Source organism: Streptomyces sp. NRRL F-4489 (assembly GCF_001509485.1).
Classification (GTDB): domain Bacteria; phylum Actinomycetota; class Actinomycetes; order Streptomycetales; family Streptomycetaceae; genus Streptomyces.
This window is the reverse complement of sequence record NZ_LLZI01000051.1, coordinates 1-11,462: the sequence shown is the minus strand read 5'-3', so window position 1 is coordinate 11,462 and position 11,462 is coordinate 1. Positions and strand designations below refer to the sequence as shown.

9 protein-coding genes and 1 other RNA gene are annotated in these 11,462 nt (G+C 73.9%); all 10 read left to right on the top strand.

What is annotated here, in order from left to right:
• The first annotated feature begins 46 nt into the window (after positions 1–46).
• The 10 genes from ffs (at position 47) to ADL22_RS06760 (ending at position 11,280) form a co-directional block, all read left to right on the top strand.
• Positions 47–145, top strand: an RNA gene (gene ffs, locus ADL22_RS06805) — signal recognition particle sRNA small type.
• Between the two features lie 98 nt (positions 146–243).
• Positions 244–2,784: a DNA polymerase III subunit gamma and tau gene (locus ADL22_RS06800; RefSeq protein WP_066974732.1), complete on the top strand. Its 2,541-nt coding sequence runs from the start codon at positions 244–246 to the stop codon at positions 2,782–2,784.
• Positions 2,785–2,944: 160 nt separating this feature from the next.
• On the top strand, positions 2,945–3,298 hold the full coding sequence (locus ADL22_RS06795; RefSeq protein WP_079063891.1) for a YbaB/EbfC family nucleoid-associated protein: 354 nt from the start codon (positions 2,945–2,947) through the stop codon (positions 3,296–3,298).
• A gap of 51 nt (positions 3,299–3,349) precedes the next feature.
• Positions 3,350–3,949: a recombination mediator RecR gene (gene recR / locus ADL22_RS06790; RefSeq protein WP_066974728.1), complete on the top strand. Its 600-nt coding sequence runs from the start codon at positions 3,350–3,352 to the stop codon at positions 3,947–3,949.
• A complete protein-coding gene (locus ADL22_RS06785; RefSeq protein ID WP_066974726.1) occupies positions 3,942–4,604 on the top strand; it encodes a DUF5063 domain-containing protein in 663 nt (220 codons plus the stop codon). Before recR ends, ADL22_RS06785 begins: the two co-directional genes overlap by 8 nt.
• 293 nt (positions 4,605–4,897) lie before the next feature.
• A complete protein-coding gene (locus ADL22_RS06780; RefSeq protein ID WP_066974724.1) occupies positions 4,898–6,169 on the top strand; it encodes an aspartate kinase in 1,272 nt (423 codons plus the stop codon).
• Positions 6,166–7,290: an aspartate-semialdehyde dehydrogenase gene (locus ADL22_RS06775; protein WP_079063890.1), complete on the top strand. Its 1,125-nt coding sequence runs from the start codon at positions 6,166–6,168 to the stop codon at positions 7,288–7,290. Before ADL22_RS06780 ends, ADL22_RS06775 begins: the two co-directional genes overlap by 4 nt.
• Before the next feature lie 541 nt (positions 7,291–7,831).
• Positions 7,832–8,494: a SigE family RNA polymerase sigma factor gene (locus tag ADL22_RS06770; protein WP_079063889.1), complete on the top strand. Its 663-nt coding sequence runs from the start codon at positions 7,832–7,834 to the stop codon at positions 8,492–8,494.
• Positions 8,495–9,126: 632 nt separating this feature from the next.
• Positions 9,127–10,107, top strand: a complete 981-nt coding sequence (locus ADL22_RS06765; RefSeq protein ID WP_234430570.1) for a hypothetical protein — start codon at positions 9,127–9,129, stop codon at positions 10,105–10,107.
• Positions 10,108–10,338: 231 nt separating this feature from the next.
• Entirely contained in the window at positions 10,339–11,280 is a 942-nt protein-coding gene (locus ADL22_RS06760; RefSeq protein ID WP_066974720.1) for an SURF1 family protein, read from the top strand.
• Positions 11,281–11,462: the final 182 nt, after the last annotated feature.

Below are 11,462 nucleotides of genomic sequence, written 5' to 3'. Positions count from 1 at the left end.
GCGAGGGGCGGGTCGTTTCCGGGGGCCGGGATCCGCTAATGTGGGGCTCAGCCCCTCACGTGGCGCTATCTGACTGAACTCCCCCAGGGCCGGAAGGCAGCAAGGGTAGGTCGGCTCTGGCGGGTGCGTGAGGGGCGCTTGCGTTGGGGGACGGGCGGGCGCGGGCGGCCCCCTTCCCTGGTCGGGGGCGGGCGGGAGCTCGGCGAGGGCCGGTTGTCAGTGCGGCCCGATATCGTCGTAAGCGTGTCGTCCCTCGCGCTGTACCGCCGCTACCGCCCCGAGACCTTCGCCGAGGTCATCGGGCAAGAGCACGTGACCGACCCCCTTCAGCAGGCGTTGCGGAACAACCGCGTCAACCACGCGTATCTGTTCAGCGGGCCCCGGGGCTGCGGCAAGACGACCAGCGCCCGCATTCTGGCGCGCTGCCTGAACTGTGAGGAAGGTCCCACTCCGACGCCGTGCGGGACGTGCCGTTCGTGCGTGGATCTGGCCCGCAACGGCCGGGGATCGATCGATGTGATCGAGATCGACGCCGCCTCGCACGGTGGTGTCGACGACGCGCGCGAGCTGCGCGAGAAGGCGTTCTTCGGGCCGGCCAGCAGCCGCTACAAGATCTACATCATCGACGAGGCGCACATGGTGACCTCGGCGGGGTTCAACGCCCTGCTGAAGGTCGTCGAGGAGCCGCCGGAGCATCTGAAGTTCATCTTCGCGACCACCGAGCCCGAGAAGGTCATCGGGACGATCCGGTCGCGGACCCACCACTATCCGTTCCGGCTGGTGCCGCCCGGCACGCTGCGGGAGTACCTCGCCGAGGTCTGCGAGCGGGAGAAGATCCCGGTCGAGGACGGGGTGCTGCCGCTGGTGGTGCGGGCCGGGGCCGGTTCGGTCCGGGACTCGATGTCGGTGATGGACCAGCTGCTGGCCGGCGCCGGCGCGGACGGCGTGACGTACGCCATGGCGACGTCGCTGCTCGGGTACACCGACGGGTCGCTGCTGGACGCCGTGGTCGACGCGTTCGCGGCGGCGGACGGGGCGGCGGCCTTCGAGGTCGTCGACCGCGTCATCGAGGGCGGGAACGACCCGCGCCGCTTCGTGGCCGACCTGCTGGAGCGGCTGCGCGACCTGGTGATCCTGGCCGCGGTGCCGGACGCCGGGGAGAAGGGGCTGATCGACGCGCCCGCCGATGTCGTGGAGCGGATGGCGGCGCAGGCGTCGGTGTTCGGGGCGGCGGAGCTCAGCCGCGCCGCCGACATCGTCAACACCGGGCTGACGGAGATGCGCGGCGCGACCTCGCCGCGGCTCCAGCTGGAGCTGATCTGCGCCCGGGTGCTGCTGCCGGCGGCGTACGGCGACGAGCGGTCGGTGCAGGCGCGGCTGGACCGCCTGGAGCGCGGGGCGGCCGCGGCCGGACCGGCCCTGGCGCTGGGCGGCGCGGCGGCCCTCGCGGGCGCCGGCGCGGCGGGCGTGGGGCCCGGCGGGGCCATGGTGGAGACCGGTGGGCCGGCGGCGGCGTACGTGCCGGGGCCGGAGGCGCATCCGCCGATGCCGGCCGGGGGTCCGTCGGGGCCTGCGGCGGCGCGGGCGGCGGTGCGGGGTGCGGCATCGGGGGCGGTTCCGGGGGCGGCGCCCGGTGTGGCTCCGGGGGCGGCGCCCGGTGCGGTTCCCGGTGCGGCTCCGGTGGACGGTGGCGGCGTTACGGCCGGGGCGGGTGCCCCCGCGGACGGCGGTGCCCCGCAGGCCGGGGCCTGGCCCGGCGGCACCCAGCGCAGCGGAGCCGGAGCGGGTGCGGCAGGAGCGGCAGGACAGGGGACAGCAGCGGGAACGGGAGCGGCGGCGGCGCCAGCGGCGGGTGCCGGGCAGGCGGGTGCCGGGCAGGCCGGTGGTGGCCAGGCCGGCGCCGGGCGGCGCCCCGGTAGCTGGCCCTCGGCCGTGGCGCCGGGGCAGGGCGGCCGGCCGTCCGGCGGCGGCCCCGCGCCCGCAGACGGCCCGTCCGCGCCCGTAGGCGGCCCGGCCGCGCCCGCTGGCAGCGCCCCCGCGGCGCCCCCCGGCGGCCCGTCCGCGCCTCCCGCGGGCGCGCCCGCACCCGGCCCGCAGGCCCCCGCCGGCGGCGCGCCGGGCGCCGGGCAAGGGGCCGCGCAGGTGCGGCAGATGTGGCCGCAGATCCTGGAAGCGGTCAAGGACCGGCGGCGCTTCACCTGGATCCTGCTGAGCCAGAACGCCCAGGTCTCCGGCTTCGACGGCACGACCCTCCAGATCGGCTTCCCGAACGCCGGCGCCCGCGACAGCTTCGCCAACGGCGGCAGCGAGGACGTCCTCAAGGAGGTGCTCGCCGAGCGCTTCCAGGTGCAGTGGCGGGTCGAGGCGATCGTCGATCCGTCCGGTGGCGCCAACCCGCCGGCCGGCGGCGCCCGGGGCGGCGGCGGGTTCAACGGCGGCGGCTACGGCGGCTCCGGCGCGGCGCCGCAGCAGGCACCCCAGGCCCCGGCCCGGCCGAGTGCCCCGGCGGGCCCCGAGCCCGGCCCCGGCGGCGCGGGCGGCCCCGGCGGCGGCCAGGGGGCGCGGATGGCCCGCGAGGCGGTGGCGTCCGCGCCGTCCGCCGGCGGCCCGGGCGGCGGCCCCGCCGCGGAGCCCTCGTACACCCCGCCCGACCCCGGCATGTCCATCGAGTACGACATGCCGGCCGAGGACGACCCGGATCTGGTCGACTCCGCGCTCAGCGGGCACGAACTCATCGTCCGCGAGCTGGGCGCGACGGTCATCGAGGAGTTCGACAACGAGTGACCGGCGGCGCCCGGCCGGTGACGGCGGCCGGGCGCCGCCGTCCTCCCGGGGGAGGGCGGGACCGCCGCAGGGTCCTCCCCCCGGCGTAGGGCGCCCGGGCCGGGAAACACGTAGGCTCGGGCTACCGCACCAATCGTTGTCGTACGGCAGGAGTCACGTCGTGATCCCCGGTGGTCAGCCCAATATGCAGCAGCTGCTCCAGCAGGCCCAGAAGATGCAGCAGGATCTCGCGGCCGCCCAGCAGGAGCTGGCGGAGACGCCCGTGGAGGGTTCCGCGGGGGGTGGCCTGGTCAAGGCGACGGTGACCGGCTCCGGTGAGCTCAAGGGGCTGGTGATCGACCCGAAGGCGGTCGACACCGACTCCGCCGAGGACACCGCCGAGACCCTCGCCGACCTCGTCCTCGCCGCCGTCCGGGACGCGAACGCCAGCGCGCAGAAGCTCCAGCAGCAGAAGCTCGGCCCGCTCGCCCAGGCGCTGGGCGGCGGTGGCGGCGTCCCGGGCCTCCCCTTCTGAGGAGTAGCCAACTAGCGTACGCAGCACGGCAGAAGAGAGAGAAGACGTTCCGTGTATGAAGGCGTGGTCCAGGATCTGATCGACGAGTTGGGCAGGCTGCCCGGCGTCGGTCCCAAGAGCGCGCAGCGGATCGCCTTCCACATCCTTCAGGCCGAACCGACCGATGTCCGCCGGCTCGCGACGGCGCTGATGGAGGTCAAGGCGAAGGTCCGGTTCTGCAGCGTGTGCGGCAATGTCGCGCAGGAGGAGCAGTGCCGGGTCTGCCTGGACCCGCGCCGCGATCCGGCGGTCATCTGCGTCGTTGAGGAGCCCAAGGACGTCGTGGCGATCGAGCGGACGCGGGAGTTCCGCGGCCGCTACCACGTCCTGGGCGGGGCGATCAGCCCCATCGAGGGCGTCGGCCCCGACGATCTGCGGATCCGGGAACTCCTGGCCAGGCTCGCGGACGGCTCGGTCACCGAGCTGATCCTGGCCACCGACCCGAATCTCGAGGGCGAGGCCACGGCCACGTACCTGGCCCGGATGATCAAGCCGATGGGCCTGAAAGTGACGCGACTGGCCAGTGGGCTGCCGGTCGGAGGCGATCTGGAGTATGCCGACGAGGTCACGCTCGGGCGTGCCTTCGAAGGGAGGAGACTTCTCGATGTCTGACGCCACGCTGCACGACAGGACACAGAACCCTGACGACTTCGCCGTTTCGATCTCGGACTCCATCGAGAGCTTCATCGTCGCGGTGACCGAGGTCGCCAAGGGGGACGAGCCGGACAGCGCGGTGCCGTTCCTCCTGCTGGAGGTCTCCCAGCTGCTGCTCACCGGCGGGCGGCTGGGCGCCCACGAGGACATCGTTCCCGACGAACGCTACGAACCGGACACCGGCCCGGAACCGGACGTGGACGAGCTGCGCGAGCGGTTCGCGCGGATGCTGGACCCGGTCGACGTCTACTCCGAGGTCTTCGACCCGTACGTACCGCGCAGCGAGCCGGTCGCCTCGCGTATCTCCGACGACCTCGCCGACATCATCACCGACCTGCGGCACGGCCTGGCGCACTACCGCGCGGGCCGGGTCAGCGAGGCCCTGTGGTGGTGGCAGTTCTCCTACCTCTCCAACTGGGGCCCGACCGCCTCGGCCGCGCTGCGCGCCCTGCAGTCCCTGGTCGCCCACGTCCGCCTGGACCAGCCGCTGGACGCCCTGGACGGGCTGGACACCGACAGCGACGCCGCCGCGGACGAGGAGCGGCTGGCCGAGGAGGCGGGCCGGGTCATGGCGGCGGAGATCGCCGGGCCGCTGGGGCTGCGCCGGGCCTGACGGCCGGCCCGCCGGCCCCGGTGCGCGTGTGACCTGGGTTACGTTCCCGTGTGCCCCGTGGCGGAGCGGGAAGGCGACAGAGCGAGCCGGTGCGACGGAGCACCGCGCTGAACCGGCGAGGGACACGGCTGGACACAGCTGGACATTCACCAAAGCCTGGGCTTTGTGTCTCACGATGTGGTAGTAGCGGGGCGGATTCCGCCCGCTCGTTAGACTGAGCCGACCGCAGTACCCCCATGTCCGGGGGTCCGGGAGGGACCCCCTCCCGCTCAAGACAGTTGCGAGGAGCGCACGTGGGCCTTGTCGTGCAGAAGTACGGCGGCTCATCCGTTGCGGATGCCGAGGGCATCAAGCGCGTTGCCAAGCGAATCGTCGAGGCCAAGAAGAACGGCAACCAAGTTGTCGTCGTGGTCTCGGCGATGGGCGACACGACGGACGAGCTGATCGATCTCGCGCAGGAAGTGTCCCCGATCCCGTCGGGGCGCGAGTTCGACATGCTGCTGACCGCCGGAGAGCGGATCTCCATGGCCCTGCTGGCGATGGCGATCAAAAACCTCGGCCACGAGGCGCAGTCCTTCACGGGCAGCCAGGCCGGTGTGATCACCGACTCCGTCCACAACAAGGCGCGGATCATCGACGTCACGCCGGGCCGGATCAAGCAGTCGATCGACGAGGGCAATATCGCCATCGTCGCCGGCTTCCAGGGCGTGTCCCAGGACAAGAAGGACATCACCACGCTGGGCCGCGGCGGTTCGGACACCACCGCGGTGGCGCTGGCCGCCGCCCTGAACGCCGATGTCTGCGAGATCTACACCGACGTCGACGGCGTCTTCACCGCCGACCCGCGGGTCGTCAAGAAGGCCCGGAAGATCGACTGGATCTCGTTCGAGGACATGCTGGAGCTGGCCAGCTCCGGCTCCAAGGTGCTGCTGCACCGCTGCGTCGAGTACGCACGCCGTTACAACATCCCGATCCACGTCCGCTCGTCCTTCTCCGGGCTGAAGGGCACGTGGGTCAGCAACGAACCGCAAGGGGACAGGCCGATGGAGCAGGCGATCATCTCGGGCGTCGCGCACGACACCTCCGAGGCGAAGGTCACGGTCGTCGGGGTCCCGGACAAGCCGGGCGAGGCCGCGCGGATCTTCCGCGCCATCGCCGACTCCGAGGTCAACATCGACATGGTCGTGCAGAACGTGTCGGCGGCCTCCACCGGCCTGACGGACATCTCGTTCACCCTGCCCAAGGCCGAGGGCCGCAAGGCCGTCGCCGCGCTGGAGAAGACCCGGGCCGCGGTCGGCTTCGACTCGCTCCGCTACGACGACCAGATCGCCAAGATCTCCCTCGTCGGCGCGGGCATGAAGACCAACCCCGGCGTCACCGCGACGTTCTTCGAGGCGCTGTCCAACGCCGGCGTCAACATCGAGCTGATCTCGACGTCCGAGATCCGCATCTCGGTCGTCACCCGGGCCGATGACGTCAACGAGGCCGTGCAGGCCGTGCACAGCGCCTTCGGCCTCGACAGCGAGAGCGACGAGGCGATCGTCTACGGCGGCACCGGGCGATGATCCCGGCCGAGGCGGGCCGTCCGTCCCTGGCCGACACGGCCGGGGCGGAGGCCCGCCGGGCCGCCAAGCCGCATCTCGCGGTCGTCGGCGCCACCGGTGCCGTCGGCCGCGTGCTGCTCGGGATCCTCTCCGAGCGGGCCGACATCTGGGGCGAGATCCGGCTGCTCGCCTCGCCGCGCTCGGCCGGCCGCAAGCTGACCGTGCGCGGGGCGGAGACCGAGGTCCTCGCGCTGACCGAGGACGCCTTCGACGGGATCGACGTCGCGGTCTTCGACGTGCCGGAGGAGGTCGCCGCGCGGTGGGCGCCGGTCGCGGCGTCCAAGGGCGCGGTGGTCGTGGACAATTCGGGCGCGTTCCGGGGCGATCCGGACGTGCCGCTGGTGGTGCCCGAGGTCAACGGGCACGCGGCGCGGATCCGTCCGCGCGGCATCCTCGCCAACCCGGACTGCACCACCCTGTCGATGATCGTCGTACTCGGCGCGCTGCACGCCGAATACGGACTCACCGAGCTGATCGTCTCCTCGTACGAGGCCGCGTCCGCGGACGGCCGGGCCGGCACCGAGGCGCTGCGGGCCCAGCTCGCCGCGGTCACCGGCACCGAACTGGGCAGCGCGCCGGGCGATGTGCGGCGCGCGGTCGCCGACACCCTGGGGCCGTTCCCGGCACCGCTCGCCCTCAACGTCGTGCCGTGGGCCGGCGCGCCGCGGGAGGACGGCTGGTCGTCCGGCGAACTGCGGCTGCGCGAGGAGACCCGCCGGATCCTCGGCCTGCCGGACCTCCCGGTCGCCGCCACCTGCGTACGGGTGCCGGTGCTCACCGGGCACTCGCTGACCCTGCACGCGCGGTTCGAGAACGAGGTCACGGTCGCCGGCGCGCACGAGATCCTGGCGGCCGCGCCCGGGGTGGTGCTGTGCGACGACCCGGCCGAGGGCGAGTACCCGACCCCGTCCGATGTGGTGGGGACCGACCCGACGTGGGTGGGCCGGGTGCGGCGGTCGCTGGACGATCCGCGGGCGCTGCAGCTCTTCGTCTGCGGGGACAACCTCCGCAAGGGCGCGGCGCTGAACGCGGCGCAGGTGGGGGAGTTGGTGGCAGGAGAGTTGGGGTCGGCTGCGGGGTAGCGGGCCGGGGGTTGGTGTTTCACGTGAAACATCGGTCCGGCCTGGGTGTTTCACGTGAAACGTCGGCTCGGCCAGGCTGTTTCACGTGAAACGCCGGACTGGGCGGGACGTTTCACGTGAAACATCGACTCGGGCCGGGGGCGGTGGCGGGCCTCCGGGCCGTGTGGGCGCGGAAGTTGGCGGGACCGGGCTGCACGGCGCCGGCCGGCTGCGACATAATTTGTGGGCCGTGTGAAGATTTCGTGTGCGGAGTGCTGGTTCGAATCACTTGATCTGGGCTGATGTTCTGTTCGATCATTCGCTTCCCGTGACGCCGCAACCGGCGCTCGGCGGGCGGCGTCTTTCCGGGCTGCCCCCGTGGGCGGTCCGCGGCGCGGGCCGCTTCCGGGGCCCTGAGATGGCGGGACGGCCGCGTCAGGGCGGTCGTGTCAGGGCAATTGGGGCATTGGGAAGAGTTGGTGCGCGTGAGGGCATGTGACGCATCACCACGTGCGGTGCCTGGCGCGTACAACCCTTTTGGGGGGAAGCGTGTCCAACAAGCGTGGCAGACGTACTCGGTTTCACCATCGCCCCGGCGGGAGCGGCAGGCGCGGCAGTGCGCCCGCAGCGCCCACGGGTCCCCGGGGGCATGCCGGTGATCGCCCCCTGGTCCGCCGCCCGCCCCGCGCCGCTTCCCGGCCAGCGTGGGGACACTGACGACACGATGGCAGCCGGCACCACGGTCGACCACCTCACCGAGACCTATCGCGCGCACTACCGCTCGCTTCTCGGCCTGGCCGCACTGCTCCTGGACGACACCGCCTCCTGCGAGGACGTCGTCCAGGAAGCGTTCATCCGCGTGCACTCCGCGCGCGGCCGCGTCCGCGACCCCGAGAAGACCCTGGCCTACCTCCGGCAGACGGTCGTCAACCTCTCGCGCTCCGCGCTGCGCCGCCGGATCCTCGGGCTGAAGCTGCTCTCCAAGCCGATGCCCGACATGGCGAGCGCCGAGGAGGGCGCGTACGACCTCCTGGAGCGGGACCAGCTGATCAAGGCGATGCGCGGCCTCCAGCGCCGCCAGCGCGAGGTGCTGGTCCTCCGCTACTTCGCCGATATGACGGAGGCCCAGGTCGCCGAGACGCTGGGGATATCGCTCGGCTCGGTCAAGGCGTACGGCTCGCGGGGCATCGCGGCGCTCCGCGTCGCCATGGAGGCTCCGGCGTGACAGCGGCAGGACGACCCGACTGGGGCGATGACGGACGTGATGGACGTGATGGACGTGACTGGGGGGATGGCGCCGGGCGGGGGACCGGGGTCGGCGGGGCGAGCGGGGCTGACGCCGGCGGGTCGGCCGGTTCCGGCGGGTCCGTCGGCCCCAGCGGGTCGGGGGACGGCTGGGACGAGGCCGGGCGCGGTGAAGCCGGGCGGGACGGCGGTCTGAGACCGGGGGAGCGTCGGCGGTCCGGGCGAGACGGACGGCATGCGGGCGACGGCGAGCATGCGTACGGCGGCGGGGCCGCGTATGGCGGGAACGCGTACGGCGGGGCCGCGTACGACGGGGATGGGGCTCGGGAGCATGGCTCAGGGGACGGGGGCGCCGGGTTCGGCTCGGGCTCTGGTTCCGTTTTGGGGCTCGGTTCGGGGCTTGTCTCGGGTGCGCGGGCTGACGCGGATTTCTTCGGGGCTGATTCCGGTTCGGGTTCCGGTTCCGTTGCGGGTTCCCGTTCGGGTTCCGTTTCGGGTTCCGGCTCCGGTTCGCTTCCGGGCTCCGGGGGCGGCCTCGGCGGCGGCTCCGGTGGGGGCTTCGGTGGCGGTTTCGGCGGCGAGGACGAGCTGCGGCGGATGCTGCGGGCCCGCGTGGCCGACCTGGAACCCGCGCCGGACGCCCTGGAGCAGCTGCGCCGCGCCGTACCGGCCCGGCGCCAGCGCCGCCGGCACGCCGTCGTCGGCGCGGCCGCCGCACTGATCCTCGGCGGTACGGCTGTCCCGGCCATGGTCCACGTCGCCGGCTTCAGCGACGGCCCCGGCGACCACCCCGCCAACGCCGCCAGCAGCCGGAGCGCCGAGCAGCAGGCCGGCGGCGCACACGGCGAAGGCACCGAACACTCCCGTACCCGCCCCAGCGGCGGGGAACCCTGGACGCCCGGCGCCGGGAAGCCGCCGGGCAAGGCGGGCACGGGCACCGCGGCACCGGGGGCGGGCCCCGGCGCCGGTGCCGGTACGCCCGCCCCGGACACGACGATGGACGTCACCTCGCCGGTCTGCGGACGCGACCAGCTCGGCCAGGGAACGGGGACGGTCGGCCCGCCGGACTCCGCGGGCCGGGTCTACGGCGCGTTCCGGGTGGTGAACACTTCCGATTCCGCTTGTTCCGTCCAGGGCGGCGGGGCCGTGGACCTGACGCCCCAGGGCGCCACCAAGCCGGACAAGGTCCACGTCGTCGACCACACCACGGGCGACGACGCCACAGGGCTGCCGGACCCGGCGACCACCCCCGATCAGCTGGTGCTGAAGCCGGGGCAGGCGTACGAGGTGAAGTTCGCCTGGATCCCGGCGGCGGGCGGCGGCAAGACCGGGTGCGCCACCCCGGGGCCGTCGCCGACCCCCGACCCGTCCAAGGCGCCGGGGGAGTCGCCGGCCGCCGTCGCGCCGGACAGCGGCAGCGCCACCGACGGCCAGGCGGGCGGCGGCGACGGGACCGGGGACGGCGGAGCGGCCGCCAACGGCGTGCTCCTGACCCACACACCGGAAGCGGGCGCGCCCGCCGCGGCCGAGGCCAAGATCCCGGACGCCTGCGCGGGGACGGTGTACCGGACGGCGCCCTTGGCGGCGCCGTAGGGCAGTCGTGGGGGCTGCGGCTCCGGAGGCGCCGTACAGCCGGCAGTACAGCCGGCAGTCAGGGGCTCGTAGGCGCGGTCGGGCGGGACGGCATCCGCCCGGCGGCGCCTGCCCGCCTGCCCGGCCGGCCGGGCGCAGGCCAACCGCCGACCGCTCAGCTCCCGGGCCCCGTGCGGCCGTGTGGCAGGGGCCGGTGCGGCCGCGCGGGGCGGGCACCGTACCGTTGAAGGCGTGTACCGGTTCCTGCTGACCCCGCGGTGGTGGGGAATCAACGTCTTCGCCATCCTGGCGATCCCCTTCTGCATCTTCATGGGCACCTGGCAGCTCAGCCGCTTCGACGCCCGCGTCGCCACGCACCAGCAGCAGGAGAACCGCACCGCCGACGCCAAGACCGCCGCGCCCCGGCCCCTGGAGAAGCTGCTCCCGGTCGACCAGGTCACCTCCGGCCGCCAGGCCAGCGCCCGCGGCCGCTACGACGCCGCGCACCAACTGCTCGTCCCGGACCGCACCCTGAAGGGCAGCCACGGCGATGAGCAGGGCTTCTACGTTCTGACCCTGCTGCGTACGGACAGCGGCAAGGCCCTCCCGGTCGTCCGCGGCTGGCTGCCCGGCGACGCCGAGGACAAGGCCGCGACGGCGAAGGTGCCGGCGCCGCCCACCGGCGAGGTCAGCGTGACCGGCGCGCTCCAGGCGTCGGAGAACCAAGGCACGCCGGGCGTCCAGGCCGGCGGTGGGCTGCCGGCGGGCCAGCTCGGCATGATCAGCGCGGCGTCGCTGGTCAACATCGTGCCGTACGGCGTCTACGACGCCTGGATCACGCTCGCCGACCCGCCGGCCCCGCTGCGCGCCGTGCCCCCGGCCGCCGCCGAGGGCAGCGGCCTGGACATGAAGGCGTTCCAGAACCTCGGCTACACCGGCGAATGGTTCGCCTTCGCGGGCTTCGTCCTCTTCATGTGGTTCCGCCTCGTCCGCCGCGAAGCCGAAGCCGCCAAGGACGCCGCCCTGGGCATCGTCCCGGAGGACCAGGCTCCGGCTCTGGCCCCGGGCCCGGCACCGGCCCCGCGAGCCGGGGAGGACTCAGCTCCGGCTTCGGCTTCGGCCCCGGGAGCCGGGGCGGACTCGGCTCCGGCTTCGGCCCCGCTAGGCCAGGAGGAGTCGGCTCCGGCTCCGTGAGTTCCGGAGGTCCCGGCCCCGGCCCCGAGCCTTCCGGAGGATGCGGCCCCGGGAGTCCGGCTCAGGCCCCGGCACCGCGAGGTCGAGAGGGCCCAGCTCCAGCTTCGGCCCTGCGAGCCCAGGACGCCTCGGCCGGCCGCTAGGGGGGCCTGGTGGGGCCCCTCCCCCCTCCCCCCCCGCCC

What these genes read in the sequence shown, in the direction of transcription:
- ADL22_RS06785 (WP_066974726.1), top strand. Translation starts at nt 3,942, where the DNA reads ATGTCTGACGCCACGCTGCACGACAGGACACAGAACCCTGACGACTTC.
- ADL22_RS06775 (WP_079063890.1), top strand. Translation starts at nt 6,166, where the DNA reads ATGATCCCGGCCGAGGCGGGCCGTCCGTCCCTGGCCGACACGGCCGGG.